20 protein-coding genes and 1 pseudogene are annotated in these 18229 nt (G+C 69.5%); 3 read left to right on the top strand and 18 right to left on the bottom strand.

The window, feature by feature from the left end:
* Positions 1 to 8: 8 nt before the first annotated feature.
* The 4 genes from V5D55_RS02055 to V5D55_RS02040 form a co-directional block, all read right to left on the bottom strand.
* Positions 9 to 593, bottom strand: coding sequence for a hypothetical protein (locus V5D55_RS02055; RefSeq protein WP_435747154.1), 585 nt, complete (start codon positions 591 to 593; stop codon positions 9 to 11).
* The gene (locus V5D55_RS02050; protein WP_435747152.1) at positions 590 to 1267 is read right to left on the bottom strand and encodes a hypothetical protein; all 678 of its coding nucleotides are present in this window, start codon (positions 1265 to 1267) and stop codon (positions 590 to 592) included. Before V5D55_RS02050 ends, V5D55_RS02055 begins: the two co-directional genes overlap by 4 nt.
* Positions 1268 to 1290: 23 nt before the next feature.
* Positions 1291 to 1446 carry a hypothetical protein gene (locus tag V5D55_RS02045; RefSeq protein ID WP_435747150.1) on the bottom strand — a complete coding sequence of 52 codons (156 nt, stop codon included), beginning with the start codon at positions 1444 to 1446 and terminating at the stop codon, positions 1291 to 1293.
* Positions 1447 to 1562: 116 nt separating this feature from the next.
* Positions 1563 to 2423 (bottom strand): endo alpha-1,4 polygalactosaminidase, encoded by an 861-nt coding sequence (locus V5D55_RS02040; protein ID WP_435747148.1) that lies wholly within the window; start codon positions 2421 to 2423, stop codon positions 1563 to 1565.
* Positions 2424 to 2550: 127 nt separating this feature from the next.
* Between V5D55_RS02040 and V5D55_RS02035 the strand changes: the two genes are divergently transcribed.
* Positions 2551 to 3117, top strand: coding sequence for an NADPH-dependent FMN reductase (locus tag V5D55_RS02035; protein WP_435747146.1), 567 nt, complete (start codon positions 2551 to 2553; stop codon positions 3115 to 3117).
* A 65-nt stretch (positions 3118 to 3182) separates the two neighbouring features.
* Here the strand turns inward: V5D55_RS02035 and V5D55_RS02030 are convergent, their stop codons facing one another.
* The 8 genes from V5D55_RS02030 to V5D55_RS01995 form a co-directional block, all read right to left on the bottom strand.
* Positions 3183 to 4619 carry an MFS transporter gene (locus tag V5D55_RS02030; RefSeq protein ID WP_435747144.1) on the bottom strand — a complete coding sequence of 479 codons (1437 nt, stop codon included), beginning with the start codon at positions 4617 to 4619 and terminating at the stop codon, positions 3183 to 3185.
* Positions 4620 to 4714: 95 nt separating this feature from the next.
* Positions 4715 to 5212, bottom strand: a complete 498-nt coding sequence (locus tag V5D55_RS02025; protein ID WP_435747142.1) for an RNA polymerase sigma factor — start codon at positions 5210 to 5212, stop codon at positions 4715 to 4717.
* On the bottom strand, positions 5209 to 5835 hold the full coding sequence (locus V5D55_RS02020) for a hypothetical protein (protein WP_435747141.1): 627 nt from the start codon (positions 5833 to 5835) through the stop codon (positions 5209 to 5211). Before V5D55_RS02020 ends, V5D55_RS02025 begins: the two co-directional genes overlap by 4 nt.
* Positions 5836 to 5935: 100 nt before the next feature.
* Positions 5936 to 7015: a carboxylate-amine ligase gene (locus tag V5D55_RS02015; protein WP_435747139.1), complete on the bottom strand. Its 1080-nt coding sequence runs from the start codon at positions 7013 to 7015 to the stop codon at positions 5936 to 5938.
* A gap of 7 nt (positions 7016 to 7022) precedes the next feature.
* Positions 7023 to 7289 (bottom strand): DUF7218 family protein, encoded by a 267-nt coding sequence (locus V5D55_RS02010; protein WP_435747137.1) that lies wholly within the window; start codon positions 7287 to 7289, stop codon positions 7023 to 7025.
* Between the two features lie 139 nt (positions 7290 to 7428).
* Positions 7429 to 7614: a CsbD family protein gene (locus tag V5D55_RS02005; RefSeq protein WP_435747135.1), complete on the bottom strand. Its 186-nt coding sequence runs from the start codon at positions 7612 to 7614 to the stop codon at positions 7429 to 7431.
* Positions 7615 to 7747: 133 nt separating this feature from the next.
* Positions 7748 to 8092 carry a hypothetical protein gene (locus V5D55_RS02000; RefSeq protein WP_435747133.1) on the bottom strand — a complete coding sequence of 115 codons (345 nt, stop codon included), beginning with the start codon at positions 8090 to 8092 and terminating at the stop codon, positions 7748 to 7750.
* 136 nt (positions 8093 to 8228) lie between these two features.
* Positions 8229 to 8576, bottom strand: coding sequence for a hypothetical protein (locus V5D55_RS01995; protein WP_435747131.1), 348 nt, complete (start codon positions 8574 to 8576; stop codon positions 8229 to 8231).
* A 300-nt stretch (positions 8577 to 8876) separates the two neighbouring features.
* On the opposite strand from V5D55_RS01995, the gene V5D55_RS01990 reads away from it, so the two are divergent.
* Positions 8877 to 9362 carry an FBP domain-containing protein gene (locus V5D55_RS01990; RefSeq protein WP_435747129.1) on the top strand — a complete coding sequence of 162 codons (486 nt, stop codon included), beginning with the start codon at positions 8877 to 8879 and terminating at the stop codon, positions 9360 to 9362.
* A gap of 91 nt (positions 9363 to 9453) precedes the next feature.
* Here V5D55_RS01990 and V5D55_RS01985 read toward each other — a convergent pair whose 3' ends face one another.
* The 4 genes from V5D55_RS01985 to V5D55_RS01970 all read right to left on the bottom strand — a co-directional run bounded on the left by V5D55_RS01985 (position 9454) and on the right by V5D55_RS01970 (position 14909).
* On the bottom strand, positions 9454 to 11703 hold the full coding sequence (locus V5D55_RS01985; protein WP_435749241.1) for a beta-glucosidase family protein: 2250 nt from the start codon (positions 11701 to 11703) through the stop codon (positions 9454 to 9456).
* A gap of 122 nt (positions 11704 to 11825) precedes the next feature.
* Positions 11826 to 12704: a carbohydrate ABC transporter permease gene (locus tag V5D55_RS01980; protein WP_435747127.1), complete on the bottom strand. Its 879-nt coding sequence runs from the start codon at positions 12702 to 12704 to the stop codon at positions 11826 to 11828.
* Entirely contained in the window at positions 12701 to 13633 is a 933-nt protein-coding gene (locus tag V5D55_RS01975) for a carbohydrate ABC transporter permease (protein ID WP_435747125.1), read from the bottom strand. Before V5D55_RS01975 ends, V5D55_RS01980 begins: the two co-directional genes overlap by 4 nt.
* Positions 13614 to 14909, bottom strand: coding sequence for an extracellular solute-binding protein (locus tag V5D55_RS01970; protein WP_435747123.1), 1296 nt, complete (start codon positions 14907 to 14909; stop codon positions 13614 to 13616). The genes V5D55_RS01975 and V5D55_RS01970 overlap by 20 nt, the downstream gene beginning before the upstream one ends.
* A 163-nt stretch (positions 14910 to 15072) precedes the next feature.
* On the opposite strand from V5D55_RS01970, the pseudogene V5D55_RS01965 reads away from it, so the two are divergent.
* A pseudogene (locus V5D55_RS01965) lies at positions 15073 to 16075 on the top strand (LacI family DNA-binding transcriptional regulator).
* Between the two features lie 97 nt (positions 16076 to 16172).
* On the opposite strand, the gene V5D55_RS01960 reads toward V5D55_RS01965, so the two are convergent.
* Together V5D55_RS01960 and V5D55_RS01955 are read right to left on the bottom strand one after the other, a co-directional pair.
* Positions 16173 to 17012: a PaaX family transcriptional regulator gene (locus V5D55_RS01960; RefSeq protein ID WP_435747121.1), complete on the bottom strand. Its 840-nt coding sequence runs from the start codon at positions 17010 to 17012 to the stop codon at positions 16173 to 16175.
* Positions 17002 to 18228, bottom strand: coding sequence for a kynureninase (locus tag V5D55_RS01955; protein ID WP_435747119.1), 1227 nt, complete (start codon positions 18226 to 18228; stop codon positions 17002 to 17004). Before V5D55_RS01955 ends, V5D55_RS01960 begins: the two co-directional genes overlap by 11 nt.
* Position 18229 lies beyond the last annotated feature (1 nt).

The raw sequence follows: 18229 nt of genomic DNA, 5'->3' as shown, positions 1-18229 counted from the left end.
TTCCCCCGTCATGGCTTCCCCAGTCGTGGCGTTTCGATCTCGACGCTGGCGGTCGTCTCGACCCGGTCGAGGTGCACGGGGAACGTGGCCACGTCATCGAGCTCGGGCGTCGGATAGCGTCCGCTGAGACGCAGTTCGCCGTCGCCGGAGCGCAGGTCGTCCGGTAGCTCGAATGCCAGCATCCCGACCGTGTCGGTGCCGACTCGCAGACTCGTGCCGACGAGCGTGGCCGGCGGGCGCTCGCTGGCTTGGAACAGTCTGCCGTCGATCAGCAGGCTCGCCACTCCGATCGCGGCGTCGACCTCCGTGGTCGGCGCCGAGGCGGCCAACTCGATGACGAGCCAGTTCCCCTCGGCCTCCCACTCGGCATCCGTCATCGTCACGCGCTCGGTGCGCGAGATGTCGACGACGGTGGCGGTGATCTGTCTGGTCGTCACGGTCGCGCCGTCGGCGCCGCCCACCGCGAACGGATCCAGCAGTGCCTGCTCGGGCGGTGTCACGGCCGTCACCGCTCCGGCGGCGACGACGAGGGCGGCCCCGACGATCCAGGGCGCACCGCGCCGCATCCCGCGACTCATCGCGCGCCGGGTCACGGCGCCACCTCGAGGTTGAGCTGCGCGCTCAGGTCGGCCCGCCGCCAGCTGATGGTCGATGCCGCGAGGATGACCTGGCCGGACTGCTCCACCGCGTCGTAGACGTCGAGGCGCACGGTGCCGCGCTCGAGCGCCTCCGCGGTGGTGTCGTCGTCGGCGACCGGCCACGCGATCGTCACATCGGCCGGCACGCCGGGTTGCAGGATGACCGCCCGCACCGAGCCGTCAGCGCGCCACGATCGCGCGGTGCCGGTGGCGGTGATGCCCGACAGCTCGAGCATCGGCTCCCGACCGACGATCATCCGGGACTCGACGCGGTCGGCCGAGCGGTCGACGCCGACCGCGCGGTCGGACAGGTTCTCCAGGCGCAGGGTGACCACGAGCAGCTGTTCCCCGGGCTCCGCCTCCAGGAACTGACTCTCCACCGCGTCGGTGAGCTCCACCTCCTGCACAGCCGCGGAGTACAGCGAGGTGCGCGCCTCCTGCCCGCTCGCGACGATGGTCGGGGTCCGCGACGCCGAGGCGAGTCCGCCGAAGCCGATGAACCCGGCGAGCAGTCCGATGATCGCGGCGACGGCGATCCAGAACGGGGCGGCTCGGCGGCTGAACACGGTGCGCGCCGCGCCGGCAGCGGCATCCCGCGCGCCGGCCGCCATCCCCCGCGTCCTCGTCACGAGGTCAGCCTAGCGGCGAGCGGTCAGTCGGCCTCTTCGAGCTCGTCGGTCTCGCCCTCTTCGTGGTCCACGCCGTCGTCGGCGGTGAACACCTTGTCGTCCTGGGGCTTGTCGGTGGCAGCTTCCGCTGCGGCGTCGAAGGGGCCGGAGTCCTCGGGATACGTGCGGGGATCGGTCATGGAGTGTCCTCTCGGGTCGGATGCTCAGACTCGCGCACGCGCGGCTGTTTCACCCGCCCGTTGACAGGAACAGGATCGTCTGTCGTCGGTCGTCCCGTCTTCCGGTCCCGTCGTCGTCAGGACGGGCAGGCCTCGAACACGTAGCCTTCATCCGCCGGAGTGAGCAGATCGCGGTCGCGCAGCACCATCGACGCGGGCGAGCGCTCGTCGGCGCACATCTCTGCGAACGACCGCGGCAGCTCGTCGGCGTACTCGATGTCGATCACGGCCTCCCCGTAGACCTCGGTGTACGCCTCGCATTCCTCGTACACCGCGCATTCCTCGGTCACCGCGAAGTCGAAGCCCGCGTCGTCGTGGAGCACGGCGGCGTCCTCGGCGGAGTTCTTCTGCCCGGCCGCGAGCCCGGCGTCGTGCGCGGCATCGACGAACGCGGTCGCCAGAGCCAGGTTGTCGTCGAGGGAGAGAGCGCCGTCGGAGCGGGTGTAGGTGTCGAGGTTGTCGAACTCGACCGCATCGAATCCGGCATCCGCACATCCCTCGATCCAGGGGACGACGACCGCTGCGATCCGCTCACGACGGTCAGCCGTCGAGGTGTCGAGGAGAGCCTCATCCGGCCAGTCCGGGTCGAAGACGACCTCGCCGTCGCGGTGCAGCAGCAGCGCCGCATCCCACGTCTCGAGCTCTCCGGGCTGCGTCTGGAATCCGTTCACGTAGCAGACCGAATAGATCCCCGGCGCGGGTTCGGCAGCGCGGTCGCGTCCGACGACACCGACGCCGGCGGCCGGCTCGTAGGCGCCGCCCAGCTGGTAGTCGACGCCCGTTCCCGCCGGGGGCAGGGCCCACTCTCCGGAGGACGGTGCGGATGCGGATGCGGGAGGGGGTGTGTCGGTCGCGGGAGCGCACCCGGCAACGAGCAGGAGGGCGCCGGCGGCCGCGGCGGCGTGCAGCCCGCGGGTGGCGGCAGGGCGAAGGGGCATTCCGGCACACTATCGGTCGTCGTTGTGGGCTCTCACCGGATTCATATGTCCGATCGGGAATGCCCGCCCCGAGACGGTCGTTGCCGGTACATGCAATTGCATGGACCCTGGAAAGGACCTCGCCCGTATGACCATTTACAACGTCGGCTTCCTCGTCGGCAGCATCTCCTCGACCTCGATCAACCGCCGGCTCTCCCGCGCGCTGGTGAAGCTCGCGCCGCAGGCCGACCTGAAGCTCACCGAGATCCCGATCGCGCCCCTGCCGTTCTATTCCGCCGACAACGACGGGTCGATCCCCGCCGAGGCCGCCGAGTTCAAGCAGGCGATCGAGGAGTCCGACGCCATCATCCTGGTGACCCCCGAGTACAACCGCTCGGTCCCCGGCGTGCTCAAGAACGCGCTCGACACGGCGAGCCGCCCGTGGGGGCAGAACAGCCTCGCGGGCAAGCCCTCCGCCGTCATCGGCGGCTCGGTCGGCCCGATCGGCACCGCTGTCGCCCAGCAGCACCTGCGCTCGATCCTGTCGTTCCTCGCCTCGCCCGAGCTGTCGCAGCCGGAGGCCTACATCCACATGCGTGACGGACTCGTCACCGAAGACGGCGAGGTCACCGACGACTCGACCGTCGAGTTCCTGGTGTCGTGGCTGAAGGCCGTGCACACGCACATCGCGAAGTCGCTCAGCCCCGTCACCTGAGACAGGCCAGTACAGGAAGGGGCTCGCGCGATGCGCGGGCCCCTTTCCTGTGGTCCTCGACCGCGTCAATGAGGTGCGAGATCAGATCCGGGTTCGAGATCGGAGGGAGTTTCAGGATCGGATGCCGGGGCGGCTGCCGGCGCGGCCTCGGCGGGGTTCCGCCGGATGCCGATCCAGGACACCACTCCGCCGAGCACCAGCAGGGTGGCGGTGACCCAGGCGGCGTTGTGGAAGCCGCCGAGGTCGAGCGCTCCGCCGACGATGGTCGACAGCATCGCGACCACCAGCAGTCCCGCGACGCGGGAGACCGCGTTGTTCACCGCCGATGCGATGCCGGAGTGCCCTTCGTCGATTGCGCCGAGGATCGCGGCGGTGAGCGGGGCGACGGTGAGGGAGAGTCCGAGTCCCATCACGATCATCGCCGGCAGCACCTGCCACCAGTAGTCGAAGTCAGCCCCGACCGTCAGCAGCATCAGGGCGCCGGCAGCCATGATCAGCGGTCCGACCGTCATGAAGATGCGCGGACCCCACCGCCCGGCCCACGCGCCGGCGCGCGAACTGAGCAGGATCATCAGGATCGTCATGGGCAGGCTCGCCAGCCCCGCGGCGGTCGCGCTGAGCCCGGCGCCCTGCTGCAGGTAGACGCCGACCACGAAGCCGTTCAGCGACAGCGCGGCGTACACGAACAGCGTGGCGAGGTTGCCCCAGCCGAAGTCGCGCACCCGGAACAGCCAGAGCGGCATGAGAGGTGTCGCGGTTCCGCGCTGACGCAGCAGGAACAGCACGAAGAGCGCGACGCCGATGACGGCCGGGAGCCAGATCGCCGGCGACTGCCACCCGAGGTTCGGCTGCTCGATGAGTGCGAACACCACCGCGCCGAGGCCGATCGCGCAGAGCGCGCCGCTCCACCAGTCGACTTTCACCCGCCGCTCCTGCTCCGGCAGATGCAGCCGGCTCAGCAGCAAGAGGGTGATCGCGATCGGAACGACGTTGATGAGGAAGACGAAACGCCAGGAGAGGAAGTCGACGAACAGGCCGCCGAGCAGCGGACCGACGAGCATCGCCCCCGTGGTGAACGCTGTCCAGACGCCGATCGCCCTGGCCTGCACCTCGGCGCGCATGGTCGCGGTGATCAGCGCCAGAGAGCTCGGCACCAGGAGTGCACCGGCCGCACCCTGCGCGGCGCGGGCGACGATCAGCGTGAGCGGGTCGAACGCCGCCGCGACAGCGATGGATGCCACACCGAAGGCGATCAGCCCGATCCGCATCACCAGCACGCGACCGTATGCGTCGGACACGGATCCGGCGAGCAGGATCAGCGCGCTCAGTGTGATCAGATACGCATCCACCACCCACTGCTGTGTCGTGATGCCTCCGCCGATCTCGCGACTGATGGCGGGCAGCGCGACGTTGACGACCGTGCCGTCGAGGAAGGTGACGAAGGAGGCGAGCACCGCGATCGAGATCACGAGACGCTGGACGGGGGCGAAGGAGGCTGCCACAGGCTGAGACTACTCCCGGCCGGAGGGGGCAAGGGCGGTCGGGAGGGTCTCGCCGACGCCCCCGCCCCGCCCCGCCCCTGTCCCGCCTCCGTCGATCAGGCTGTGACGCCGAGCGCCGCCCGCAGATCTTCCTTGGCTCTGGCGTAGCGGGAACGCACGGTAGCGGCAGGGATGCCGATGATCGTCGCCGTCTCCGCCAGTGTGAACCCCTCCCAATGCACGAGCTGGACGATCTCGGCGAACTCCGGCCGGAGGCGGGCGATCGCGTCCCGGACGTCGCTGCCTTCATCCGCCGCTGGCGCGGTACCTCCTGCTGGCACGTGAGACCGGAGCCGGTCGACCAGAGCGAGACGGCGACGCTCGCCGCGGGCATGATTCAGGAGCGTCCCTCGTGCGAGTCCGAACAGCCACATCCGGATCTCGGTCGGGTGAGTCGGAAGATCATCGATGCGCCGCCAGGCCACCAGGAGCGTCTCTCCGAACAAGTCGGGCGCATCTCCACCGACGCGTCGGTGGAGATAGCGCAGGATGTCGACGTTCGCGTCGTGCAGCACCGCGGTCAACATGCGCTGCTTGTCTGCGATCGAGGTCACGGCGTCACGGCCTCGCACTGGGACTGTGCGTCTGACGTCCACCATCCATCGACCCCCGCCTCGGCAGAGACGCGGTTCATCGCCTCGCTGAGGGCGACGTGGTGCGCGACCGCGTACCAGTCGTCCTCAGTCGGCTCCACGCCGGCAGCCGGATCCTCCCAGTCCCCTTCCGCGTTCAGTACCTGGACGATCGCGGTCGGATCGGAGCGGATCTCCGCCGACCACCGTTCGACGCTCGCCTCGGTCACCTTCAGTCGGCCCATTGCAGCGACGAACGCCTCCCAGTCGCCGGTCTGTTCCATCTGCTCGAGGACGACGCGCTCCTCGCACTCGCGCCCGCTGGGGAGGGTGAAGGTGTAGGCGATATCGGGATCCTGCGCCCAGGGCAGCCAGTCGAAGCCTCCCGCCGCGACGGCTGCACCCGCGCCGCCGCTGAGCAGCAGCGCAAGGCTGACGCCGGCGACCACTCGCGGAATCCGCCGCACCCGTGGTCGTTTCGCGTTCTCGTGCAGCCGGCTCGCCGCGGCGACCCGATCCATGTCCCGGATCAGGTCGTCGCCGACCTGCAGGCTCTCGGGGGCCGAGTTTGCGAGCAGCGCATCCAGACGATCGTGAGTATCCATGTCATTTCCCATCCTGAAGGGTCGTTACATGGGATATGTCCGGCAACACCGTCGATGATGACGGCCGGGATTCGCTTCAGGCAGTCCGCCTTATGACTGTTCAGCTCCTGGCTGGCGGCGGGGTGCCCGCACGCAGGAGCGCGGCGAGGCCGGCCACCCCGCTGTGCTCGAACGCTCGCCGTTGGCGTGCCGCTCCGGTGCCGACCGTGCGGAGACGCTCGATCCCCGCGGCGACGTACTCCTCGTCTCCGTGCTCCTGCAGCGCGGGGGCGCTCGCCGCCAGCATCCGCTCCACGACGGTCCAGGCGTCGGCGACCTCACCCGTCGTCGGATCGACGATGCGCGCCTCCATCCCTGCGCGCGCCGCGGTCCACAGCGACGCGTCGATGCCGTCGATGTGGTCGCTCGTCAGGGACCGGTCGTCCGACAGTGCGAGCGCCCGGCAGATCGCGGCGGCGAGCACGGAGTCCGCCGGTTCGAGTTGCGCATCGAACACCCGCACCTCGACCGTCGGATACCGTTCCGACACCCGCACGGCCCAGGAGAGGGAGGCCGCTTCGCCGATGGTCCCGAGTGCGAGCAGCTGACCGATGTGGGAGACGTAGTCGTCGTAGTCGTGGAAACGCGGAGGGCACCACGAAGAGGGCAATCGGCGGATGAGCACGCTGCGCCAGCTCGCGAACCCGGCATCGATGCCGTTCGCGAAGGGGCTGTTGACGGTGAGTGCCAACAGCGCCGGCATCCACCCGCGGATGCGGTTGAGGGCGCGGATGCGCTCCTCCGCGTCGGTCACCTCGACGTGCACGTGCAGCCCGTTCACCTCGTGCTCGCGAGTGAGGTGCGCCAGCCGGTGAGCGACATCGTCGTAGTGCGATGAGGGGGAGATGATGGGCGATCGCGTCGTCGCGAACGGGTTCCCGGTGGACGCCGCGATCGCCTGCTGCTCCTGCGCGGTCCAGCCCACGAGGGCCCGGAGGTGTCGCAGCTGGGTCCCGGCCTCGGCGGTCGTGGTCACCGGTTCGGTGGCCGTCTCCACCTGGGAGGTGAGGTACTCGGTGGTGACGACGCCGCCGGTGCGGAGCCGCGTGATGCGCTCACGCGCGCCGTCGGCCATGGCCAGCGGGACGAGGGCCTGCTCGTCGAGAAGGAGGAACTCCTCCTCGATGCCGAAGCGCGCCACCCGCGCCTCAGTGGTTCCTGAGTGCGGAGATCAGCTCGGATTTGCGCTTCTTGCTGTAGCCGGTCAGGCCCAGCTCCTTCGCGCGCTTCTTCAGCTCGGGCACCGTCCAGTCGTCGTAGTCGCCGCTCTCGCCGCCGCGCCGACCGACGGCCTCGCGTCCGTCTCTCGCCGCGGCGTTGGAGATGCGCGCGGCCTTCTCCTTCGACGCTCCGTCATCACGGAGCTCCTCGTAGAGTTCCGGATCCTTCAGAGAGTTGTTTCGCCTGCTCGGCATGATCACCAACCCCTTTCCGGTGGCACCTGAGAGGTACCGGTCGCTTCAGTTCCTGCTCTGGGTCGGCCTGGTCCTCCGGGCGATCAGTGGGAGCCGACGGGCCTGACCCCCACAAGTGAGGCCGGCCCGTCGGCGGGCCTCACTTGTCGAACGCGTTCTTGGCGGCGTCCTTGACGTTCTCGCCGGCCTGCTTGACGTCGGCCTTGGCCTGGTCGGCTTTGCCCTCGGCCTCGAGTCGCTCGTTGTCGGTGACCTTGCCGATGCCTTCCTTGACCTTGCCGGCGGCCTTCTCTGCGGCGTTCTTGATGTCATCTGCGGCACTCATGTGCTGCTCCTCTCCTCGGCGGATCGATTGGTTCCACAGCCTCGCAAACCGTCGCGATCCGGGCCAAGGGATTGACAATCAGCGGATGCCGTGTCAACGCTCCGCCGCCCATCGACGTGGGCCGCCCGGAGGACTAGCCTGGCGCCAAGGCGGGTTCCTGCCCGCGGATCTCTCGACGAAGGAAGCGGTGTGCGATGGACTCGATGATGATGGGCGCCATGTCGAAGAACATGGAGTCGATGCCGAACGTGGAGATGCTCGACATGTCGGTGATGCAGGCGTGTATGGATGCCTGCTCCGCGTGCGAGCAGGCGTGCACCGTGTGCTCCACCCAGCTGATGGACTGCGCTCCGGCGTGCATGAACTGCGCCGACATGTGCAACACGATGATGCGCTCGATGATGCGGATGCAGGGGATGTCGCCCGCCGCGATGATGTCGATGCTGAACGCCTGCATCGCGATGTGCAAGATGTGCATGGACGAGTGCATGAAGCATGCCGACCACAGCGAGATCTGCCGGATGTGCGCTCAGGCGTGCCAGGCCTGCATGGACGCCTGCACCGCCATGAAGGACATGATGATGGCGAGCGCCTGACTCTCGCTCGGACCCGCTTTACGCCGCCGCGACGTTGAACTGGGTGCGGCCGACCGCGAGCACGCCGTAGCGCGCGTGCAGAGCCACCGGCGTGCCGGGAGCCGCCTCGAGAGCGGCACCGGATGCGTTCCACAGCGCGTGCGCTGCGCCGTCGAGGCTGCGCACGACGAGGTCGCCCGATGCAGCATCCGCCGATTCGACGATCCCGTCGACCCACTCGGTCGGTGTCGCCGACGCGATGCGCGCCTGGATCAGGTGCAGCGCGTGACCGGGAGCGAACGAGGAGCACCGGTCACCGTGCTGGCACATGCACGCCGAACGCTCACGCACCGAGAGGGGCGAAAGGCGGTTCAGGGGCGTGGACACGGTGGTCTCCTTCAGGATCGGGCGTTTCCGAAAGCGTAGGTCGGGTGCTCCTGGGGTGGAAGGCGAGCCGACACGGAGTGAAACAAACAGGTGTAAGCTCGCCGGGTGCTGTTGTCGATGAGCGCCCCTCGGGCGCAGAACGGAGCTGCAGGCGCCTTCCGCGCCGCAGACAGAGGCTGAGGACCAGCCGGAGGCGGAACCCCCGTCCCCGGTGCTGCGTCGCACCCGGCATCCGTCGCCGGGAAACCTCATCCTGATCGACTCGCCCTCTGCGGCGACCACTCCGAAAGCACAACTCTCATGCGTCCCATCGACGAGCGCGGAATCCGCGACTCCTTCCTCAACGCCTCCCGCAAGGAGGTCGCGACCCTCCACCTCCCCGCCGGCCTGGCCGACATCGACTTCGACGAGCTCGACTACCTCGGCTGGACCGACCCGAAGATGCCGCGACGCGCGTACGTCGTGACCTGGATCGACGATGCCCCGGTCGGGGTCATGCTGCAGCGCGCCGAGCAGCGCGTGCTCGCCCGGGCCCAGTGCTCGTGGTGCGAGGACGTCACGCTCCGCAACGACGTGCAGTTGTTCGTCGCCCGCCGTGCCGGCGCGGCCGGTCGCAAGGGCGACACGGTCGGCGTGCTCACGTGTGCCGAGTTCGGCTGCTCCCGCACCGTGCGGATCCTGCCGCCGCTCGCATACCAGGGGTACGACCGTGAGCTCGCACGCGAGATGCGCATCCTCCGGCTGCAGGAGCACGTGACCGGGTTCCTCCGCGAGGTCGCCGGCTGATCGGGAGGAGATCTGCGCTCCGGAGGACCGATCTGGAGGATAGGCCCCTCCGCAGCGCGGATCCCCTCCGGAGCGACGGGGAGACGGCGGCTCAGTCCACCTCGAGCGTCGCCACCGTCTCCTCGTCGTCGCAGGCGCTGCCGACCCAGAGGCGGAACCGGCCGGGTTCGACCCGGCGGATGCCGTCGGTGCCGGTGAACGCGAGGCGGTCGAGGGGCACGTCGAACGTGACGCGCTGGTCGGCCCCCGCGGCGAGCGTGACGCGCTGGAAGCCGATCAGCTGGGCCACCGGCCGGGTGACGCTGGCGATCTCGTCGTTCACGTAGAGCTGCACGACGTCGGTGCCCTCCCGATCGCCCGTGTTGCGCACGAGCACCGTCGCGCGCAGCGTGTCATCGGTGAGCGAAACCACGAGATCGTCATGGGCGAACGTCGTGTAGCTCAACCCGAACCCGAAGGGCCGCGCGGGGGTCGGATCGGCACTCGTCACGTCGGCCCGGCCACCCAGCACAGGGTGCAGGTACGAGTACGGCTGGGCTCCGGCCGAGCGGGGGAGCGACACCGGCAGACGGCCGGATGGCGACACTCGACCGCTGAGCACGCGCGCGAGCGCCGGACCGCCCTCCTCGCCGGGGAAGAACGCCTGCAGCACGGCGGCCGGACGTGCGGCGGTGGCAGTCGCAGCAGTCGCGGCGATCGATGCCGGCGCGGCCGAGTTCACCGCGCCGAGACCCACGATCGCGCCCGCCCCACCGGCGCGCGGGGGCAGCGCCCAGTCGAGCGCGTACGGGCGCCCCGTCATCGCGATCAGGATCACCGGCGTGCCGCTCTCGACGACCGCCTCGACCAGTTCGCGCTGGATGCCGGGGAGTTCGAGCGACTCGACGTCGTTCCCCTCGCCGACGGTTCCGCGACCGAACAGCCCGGCCCTGTCGCCGACGACGACGATCGCGATGTCAGCGGACTCCGCCTCGGCGACCGCGGCTGCGATGCCGCTGCGGTTCCCACTCTCCACATCGCTGCCGACCGCGTGCGCGATCGCGGCATGCGAGAACTCGTCGCGCAACGCCTCGAGCACGGTCGGGAGCGCGATCCCAGCCGGGACATCCGGATGATGCGCGAGCACGTGGTTCACGAACGAATAGCAGCCCATGAGCGCTTCGGCGCTGTCGGCGTTGGGGCCGATCACCGCGATCCGGGATCCGGTCGACGGCGCCAGCGGGAGTACGCCGTCGTTGCTCAGCAGCACGACCGACTCCTCGGCCAGACGCCGGGCGAGCTCGCGATGCGCGGGGGAGTCCAGATCGACGGATGCCGGTGGCGTCGAGAAGTCCGCATCCAGCAGGCCCAGCTCCTCCTTCTGGGACAGCACACGAGCCACTGCCCGATCGAGCACGGACTCGGGCACCCGCCCATCGCGCACCTGCTCGGCGAGAGTCACATACGCGTCGGGCGACGGGAGCTCGACGTCGATGCCGGCGGTGAGCGCGAGGCGCGCAGCATCCGCCGAATCGGCCGCGACCCGGTGCATGCTCCGCAGGAAGTCCACCGCGAAGTAGTCCGAGACGACGACGCCGTCGAAGCCCCAGCGGTCCCGCAACACGCCCGTGAGGTACCGCGGATCCGCCCCGACGGGCACCCCGTCGATGTCGGTGTAGGAGTTCATGACGCTGCGCGCTCCGCCCTCGCGGACCGCCATCTCGAACGGCGGGAGCAGCACGTCTTCGATCTCGCGCGGACCGGCGTGCACCGGCGCATGGTTGCGTCCTGCCCGCGACGCCGAGTAGCCGACGAAGTGCTTCAGGGTCGCGTGCACGCCAGAGGACTGGAGCCCCTTCACATACGCGGTGCCGATCGTGCCGACGACCAGCGGATCCTCGGCGATGCACTCGTCGACCCGCCCCCACCGCGGGTCGCGGATCACATCGAGCACGGGTGCGAGCCCCTGGTGGATGCCGAGCGCTCGCATCGATTCGCCGATGGCCGCGCCCACCTCTTCCACCAGCCCCGGGTCGAACGACGCCCCCCAGGCCAGCGGCGTCGGGAACGTCGCGGCCTTCCACGCGGCCAGCCCGGTCAGGCACTCCTCGTGCACGATCGCGGGGATGCCGAGACGGGTCTCGCGCTGCAGTCGCGCCTGCTCGGACCAGAGCCACTGCGCCCGCTCGACCGGGTCGACCGGCCGCGTGCCGTAGACGCGGGTGAGATGCCCGATGCCGTGCGAGCTCGCCTCCTCGTACCTCGTCGAACTCTTCTTCTCGCCGGCGAGCGGCGCGACCACCTCATCGCCCTGGTCCACCCAGAAACCGACGAGCTGCGCCTGCTTCTCCTCCAGCGTCATCTGCGCGAGGAGCGATTCCACGCGCGGTGAGAGGCGGGGGAGGGAGTTCTGCTGCGACACGATGGTCTCTTTCTTTGACGTGTGCACGGCCGTCGTGCGGGTTGTCGCCGGGTGCACCGCGGTCATCCCTTGACCGCCCCGGTGAGTCCGCCGACGATGCGCCGCTCGAACAGGCTGAAGAAGATGAGCGCCGGGATCATCGAGAGGGAGGTGAACGCCAGCACCTTGGCGGTGTCGACCGAGTACTGCGACGCGAACGACTGCACCCCGAGCGGCAGTGTGAACGCGGCCGCATCGTTGAGGATGAACAGCGGAAGCAGGTACCCGTTCCAACTGCCGATGAACGCGAGGATGCCGGTCGTGATCACTCCGGGGAGTGAGAGCGGCAGCACCATCCGCCAGAAGAAGCCGAGGCGGCTGCATCCGTCGATGAAGGCGGCCTCCTGGATCTCGTCCGGTATCGCCCGCAGGAACGGCACCAGGATGATGATCGTCGTCGGCAGCGCGAACGCGATCTGCGGCAGGATGACCCCGCCGAGGGAGTTCATCAGGCCGAGGTTGCGCACCACGATGTACAGCGGGGTGATCGCGACGGTCAGAGGGAACATGAGTCCCGCGGCGAAGAAGGCGTAGAGCACGCCGCGACCGGCGAACCGGTAGCGCGCCAGCACATAGGCCGCCATCAGGCCGAGCGCCACGACCCCCAGGGTCGTCGCGAGTGCCACGATGAGCGAGTTCAGCACCTGCCGCCAGAAGATGCCGCCGGTGAGCACGTCGAGGTAGTTCGACAGGATCCACGGCTGCGGCAGCCCGGACGGGTCCGTCGTGATCTGCGCGTTCGTGCGGAAGCCGCCGATGATGATGTACAGGATCGGCGCGAGCATCAGCCCGACGGCGATCAGGGCGACGAAGTACACCGCGGGGTTCGCCCAGGGCAGTCGTGACCGCGCCTTCCGGCCGCGGCCGGTCCGCGGGGTGATGAGTGCGGCGGTGGCGGTCATCGTTTGCCCTTCCTGCTCCCGGCGCCGGTGAGAGCGCCATCCGTGTCCCGTTTGAGGACGGCCCGCTGGTAGATCAGGGCGACCACGAGGGAGATGAGGAACAGGACCACGGCGACCGCGTTCCCGTACCCGAAGTTCCCGGCGTTCCGCCCCTCGGACACCATGTAGGTGGCCATGGTCGAGGTGCCGGCGGTGGAGGCGATGTACTGCCCCCAGATGATGTAGACGAGGTCGAACAGCTGCAGCGAGCCGATGATCGACAGGAATGCCCAGATGCGCAGCGTCGGCGCCAGCAGCGGCAGGGTGATCTGCCACTGGATCTGCCAGTACGAGGCCCCGTCGATGGCCGCCGCCTCGTGCAGCTCCTCCGGGATGCCCTGGAGACCGGCGAGGAAGAGGATGACGGCGAAGCCGACGTACTTCCACGTGATGATCGCCATCAGCGTCCAGATCGCGATGCCCGGGTCGGACAACCAGTCGTTCGCCAGCCATCCGAGGCCCATGTTGGTCAGGAGCGCGTTGAGGGCGCCGCTGGTCTGCAGCATCAGGCTCCAGCCCGTGCCGACGACGACCTCCGAGATCACGTACGGCACGAAGATCAGCACGCGGATCAGCGACTGCCCCCGCATCCGCCGGTTCAGGAGCAGGGCGAGAAGGATCGCGACCGGCCCCTGCAGCACGAGCGACATCACCAGGATGACGCCGTTGTGCTGGAGTGCGTCGTGGAACAGCGGGTCCTGCAGGATCGTGAGGTAGTTCTTGAGACCCACGAAGTCCGTCGGCGGGCCATACCCCTGCCAGCTGAAGAAGCCGTAGAACGCGGCCATCAGCACGGGGAAGATCACGAAGGCGAGGAAGACGAGCAGGGCGGGCCCGGCCAGAAGGATCACTTCCAGCCGGGCGAGCGCCTTACGCCTTCGCTGCAGCATCCTTGACAGCCTGGACGATGTCCTCCGGGGATCCTTGGCCTGCCAGCATCGTCACCACGGCGACGTTGAGCGCGTTGCCGACGTTCTGCCCGTAGACGGTGTCGAGCCACTGCGACGCGTAGGGCGCCGCGTTGTATGCCTCGAGGATCGTCTGCAGGTACGGCTCGGTGACGGCCTCCTGGGCGACGGTGTTGACCGGCGGCGCGTTGAACGCCTTGTAGTACGCCGTCTGCACCTCGGACGTGCCGAGGTAGTTCAGGAAGTCGACGCACGCGTCCGGTGCATCGACCGAGCACGAGTAGCCGTCGACGCCGCCCATCATCGAGCCGGGTTCGCCCTCGCCGCCCTCGACCTCGGGGAACGGGAACCAGGAGAGATCCGCGAGCGGCTTCTGGTCGGGCGTCAGCGAGCCGATGACGCCCGGATTCCAGGCGCCCATGAGCTCCATTCCCGCCTGGTGGTTGGCGATGAGGCCGGCAGAGCTGGCGGCACCCTGCTGCGCGGTCGTGGTCAGGAAGCCGCTGTTGAACGGCTCGGTCGCCGCGAATTCCTGCAGGTCCTCACCCGCGCGGATCCAGCAGTCGTCGTCGAAGTTCATCTCGTCGGCGGCCTGGGCGAGCGTGTCGGAGCTGCACTCGCGGAGCGCGAACCAGTAGTACCAGTGCGCGGCCGGCCAGGCATCCTTCGCGCCGAGCGCGACGGGATCGATGCCGGCGGCCTTGAGCGCCTCCGTCGCGGTCTCGAGCTCGTCGATCGTGGTCGGGTTCTCGGTGATGCCCGCCTCATCGAACAGGTCCTGGCTGTAGAACAGCCCGCCCGGGAGCACGGCGACCGGCATCGCGTAGATCTTGTCGTCGAGGCTGTTCGCCGAGTACGCGGCATCCGGGATCTCCTCCGCCGCCGGTCCCTCGATCGCCTCGGTCAGGTCCTTGAGCTGCCCGGCCTTCACCATCGCGGCCATCTTGCCGCCGCCGCGCTGCAGGAAGATGTCGGGGGCGTCGCCGGAGTTGAGGGCCGTCTGGAGCTTGCCGTCGAGGTCTTCGTTCTGGATCGACTGGATGTCGATCGTGACCCCGGGGTTCGCCTTCTCGAAGTCGGCGACGGTGGCCTCCCAGAACTCGACGCCCGGTCCGGTGGTGGAGTTGTGCCAGAGAGTCATGGCCGCGCCGTCGCCTCCGGAGCCATCGCCGGTGTCGCCTGCGGTACAGCCCGAGAGTGCGAGTGCTCCGACGGCGAGGACCGCCGCGGAGACGAGGGGGAGCCTTCTGCTGATCATGTGATTGTTCTCCTCATCGAGTGGCGCCGCGCGTCGCTGCGGGGCGCCCGCGGCAGCTCGGGTGAGGCCGCGGTGGGATGAGTCTTCTGGCGGGGTGGCGTGTCGTCAAACGTTTTCGAAAACAGTTTCCATCGCGGGCGCGGCGGGGCTACGCTGACCAGACATGAGCGGGAGAACGACGATCCACGATGTCGCGAAGGCGGCGGGGGTTTCGGTGTCGACCGTCTCCAAAGCGGTCAACGGACGCTACGGGATCGCGGATGCCACGGTGCAGCGGGTGCTCGATTCGGTGCGCGAGCTCGGCTACGAGTCGAGTCTCGTGGCCAGCAGCATGCGGGCACGGCGGACCGGCGTGATCGGCGTGCTGCTGGCGGACTTCGAGCCGTTCAGCGCCGAGATCCTCAAGGGCGTCGGCACGGCGGTGCACGACACGGCCTTCGACCTGCTGGCCTACAGCGGCTCTCACCGCGGTGCCGGCGACGGGTGGGAGCGGCGCTCGCTGAGCCGGCTCTCCGGCACGCTCATCGACGCGGCGATCATGGTGACGCCGACGGTCGTGAGCGCCGCCACCGAGATCCCCGTCGTCGCGATCGACCCGCACACGGGGCGGGCCGATCTGCCGACGGTCGAGTCGGACAGCTTCGGCGGCGCGCTGACGGCGACCCGTCATCTGATCGAGCTCGGCCACCGCCGGATCGGGTTCCTGGCAGGGCGCCCCGACCTGCGCTCGGCCGGGTTGCGCGATGCCGGCTACCGGCGGGCGCTGTCGGATGCCGGGCATCCCGATCGATCCGGCCCTGGTCGGCGTCGGGCGCTACGAACTCGAGACGACGCGGGATTCCGCCCGCCTGATGCTGGCACGTGACTCGCGGCCCACGGCGGTGTTCGCGGCGAACGACCTGTCCGCGATCGCCGTGATCGAGGTCGCGCAGGAGATGGGGCTGCGGGTGCCGCAGGACCTGTCGGTCATCGGCTTCGACGATGTGCCCGAGGCATCACGCCGCGTGCTGCCGTTGACGACGATCCAGCAGCCGATGCGGAAGCTCGGCGCGGTGGCGGCCGACATGGTGTTCGCTCTGTTGGAGGGCAGGGAGCTCGATGAGCTGCACGTGACCCTCCCGACCCGGCTGGTGGTCAGGGCGACGACGGCGCGACCCGCCGGGTGAGAGCGCGGCCCGCTGCGCTGGGGAGGGAATCTGCAGTTCGGAGGGGCTGTCCGGCCGAATCAGTCCTCCCCTGTGCCGATCTCCTCCGCTCTGACTCTCAGCGCGCCAGGGTGAGAGCGCGCACGTGCTCCCACGCGGGCTCAGCCAGCGCCGCCGAGAGCCGCGCGAACTCGTCGAAGCTGCGCCGGCCCGGCCAGTCCGTCGGCAGCATCGACGGCGGCAGGCCGGGATCGGTGTAGGGGAGCACCCGCCAGCTGTCGATGAGTTGCACGTACGCGGCGAACGGTTCGCTCGGCAAGGTCGCGAGTGACGTCTGGAACGCGAGGTGCTCGGCGCGCAGCGCCGCGAGGTCCCACCACTGCGCGGCGGCCTCGACCAGCGAATCCGGTGGGACCGGCGCCGAAGCCTGGAACAGCGTCACCCACCGGCGCGCGTCGAGATCGTCGAGGATCTCGAGAACCTCGTCCTGCAGGTGCCCCGGGCAGATCCACAGAGCCGGCGACACGATGCCGGCGCCGATCCATTGCAGGCGGCGACGGAGCTGGTGACGGATGTGGCGCTCGCTCTCCGGGATCGAGAACGAGACGAGGCACCAGTCGGCGGCATCCGTCATCTCGCGCATCTCGAAGATGCGGCGGTCGCCGCGCTCCAGCATGCCGACGGCATCCGGGTTGAGGCGATAGCCGATCGCTCCTTCGCGCTCGGCGAGCAGGAGGCCCTTCTGCTTCAGCCGGGCGATTCCGGTGCGCGCCTGCGCGGTCGGGATGCCCAGATCGCCCGCCAGGGCGACGAGATCGGCCGCGGAGATCCAGCCGCCGAGCGGCCGCAGGTAGACGCCGATCAGCGTGCGGAGCAGCGAGGCCGTGCTGCCGGGACGTGCATCGATGTCGTCCAGCACGGCCTGGGTCCCTGAGTTCGTCGAAGGGTCAGCGGCCATCGGACTCCAGCGCGTCGCGCACGGCGAGGACGCCCGTGACCGTCTCGACATGCGAGGTGCTCAGCGGAGACAATCCCAGGCGGATGCCGTCGGGGAAGCGGAAGTCCGGGATGATGCCGTCCGCCCACAGGCGCTGCGTGACCTCACGGAAGTCGGGGTGCCCGATCGTCACGTGGCTGCCGCGGAGCTCCGGGTCGCGGGGGCTCAGCAGGCGCACGCCGACAGGCGCGAGAATCTCGTCGTAGGCCTGCACGGCGAGGCCGGTGAGCGAGGTCGACTTGGCCCGCACGCCGTCGATCGTGGCCTGCTCGATGAGCTCCAGCATCCCCTGCATCGCGAGCATCGACGTGACGGGTGGGGTGCCGCTGAGCAGCTGGCGGATGTCGCCGGCCGGCGCGTACTCCGGGCCCATCGCGAAGATGTCGGCCGCACTCCACCATCCCTGGATCGGCTGCCGCAACACGCCCTGCAGCCCGTGGCGCAGGTAGGCGAACGCGGGGGATCCGGGGCCGCCGTTGAGGTACTTGTACGTGCACCCGACGGCGATGTCGACGCCCCACGCGTCGAGCTGCATCGGGATCACGCCGGCGGAGTGGCAGAGGTCCCACATCATCAGGGCGCCGGCCTCGCGCACGGCCGCGGTGATGCCCGGCATGTCGGCGAGGGCGCCGGAGCGGTAGTCGACGTGGCTCAGCGACACGAGCGCGGTGCGCTCCGACACGACCGCCTCGACATCGGCGATCGTCACGCCGCGCACCGGGTCGGGTTCGAGCCAGCGCAGCGTCATCCCGGTCTCGGCCGCGACTCCCTCGGCGAGGAACCGGTCGGTCGGGAAGTTGCCGGCTTCCATCACGAGCTCGGTGCGTCCGTCGCCGGCGGCGCCGAGGGCCGCGCGCATGAGCTTGTAGATGAGCACGCTCGTCGAGTCGGCGACGACCGTCTGGCCGGCCGCGGCGCCGAGGGCCACGCGCGCAATGCGGTCGCCGAGCTCCATCGGCAGAGCCATCCACTGCTCATCCCAGGAGCGGATGAGCCGCGTGCCCCAGTCGTCGCGAACGAACGCGGCGATCTTCTCGGGGATGTCGCGCAACGGGCGGCCGAGAGAGTTGCCGTCGAGGTACGCGGTGACGCCGGGGGCCTCGAGGAAGGCGTCGAGGTGCGCGCCGAGCGGGTCGGCGGCGTCGAGGGCGCGGGCGGTGTCGAGGAGGTCGGTCATG

This window comes from Microbacterium sp. PMB16, assembly GCF_051294855.1.
In the GTDB taxonomy this organism is placed as follows: domain Bacteria; phylum Actinomycetota; class Actinomycetes; order Actinomycetales; family Microbacteriaceae; genus Microbacterium.
Note: the sequence above shows the minus strand (reverse complement) of the source record. Positions and strands in the feature narration are given on the sequence as shown.

Bases quoted from the DNA above. Each gene is read 5' to 3' on its own strand.
- V5D55_RS02045 (WP_435747150.1), bottom strand. From the start codon at position 1,446: ATGACCGATCCCCGCACGTATCCCGAGGACTCCGGCCCCTTCGACGCC.
- V5D55_RS02040 (WP_435747148.1), bottom strand. From the start codon at position 2,423: ATGCCCCTTCGCCCTGCCGCCACCCGCGGGCTGCACGCCGCCGCGGCC.
- V5D55_RS02035 (WP_435747146.1), top strand. From the start codon at position 2,551: ATGACCATTTACAACGTCGGCTTCCTCGTCGGCAGCATCTCCTCGACC.
- V5D55_RS02020 (WP_435747141.1), bottom strand. From the start codon at position 5,835: ATGGATACTCACGATCGTCTGGATGCGCTGCTCGCAAACTCGGCCCCC.
- V5D55_RS02010 (WP_435747137.1), bottom strand. From the start codon at position 7,289: ATGCCGAGCAGGCGAAACAACTCTCTGAAGGATCCGGAACTCTACGAG.
- V5D55_RS02005 (WP_435747135.1), bottom strand. From the start codon at position 7,614: ATGAGTGCCGCAGATGACATCAAGAACGCCGCAGAGAAGGCCGCCGGC.
- V5D55_RS02000 (WP_435747133.1), bottom strand. From the start codon at position 8,092: ATGCACATCTTGCACATCGCGATGCAGGCGTTCAGCATCGACATCATC.
- V5D55_RS01990 (WP_435747129.1), top strand. From the start codon at position 8,877: ATGCGTCCCATCGACGAGCGCGGAATCCGCGACTCCTTCCTCAACGCC.
- V5D55_RS01985 (WP_435749241.1), bottom strand. From the start codon at position 11,703: ATGACGCTGGAGGAGAAGCAGGCGCAGCTCGTCGGTTTCTGGGTGGAC.
- V5D55_RS01980 (WP_435747127.1), bottom strand. From the start codon at position 12,704: ATGACCGCCACCGCCGCACTCATCACCCCGCGGACCGGCCGCGGCCGG.
- V5D55_RS01975 (WP_435747125.1), bottom strand. From the start codon at position 13,633: ATGCTGCAGCGAAGGCGTAAGGCGCTCGCCCGGCTGGAAGTGATCCTT.
- V5D55_RS01970 (WP_435747123.1), bottom strand. From the start codon at position 14,909: ATGATCAGCAGAAGGCTCCCCCTCGTCTCCGCGGCGGTCCTCGCCGTC.
- V5D55_RS01960 (WP_435747121.1), bottom strand. From the start codon at position 17,012: ATGGCCGCTGACCCTTCGACGAACTCAGGGACCCAGGCCGTGCTGGAC.
- V5D55_RS01955 (WP_435747119.1), bottom strand. From the start codon at position 18,228: ATGACCGACCTCCTCGACACCGCCCGCGCCCTCGACGCCGCCGACCCG.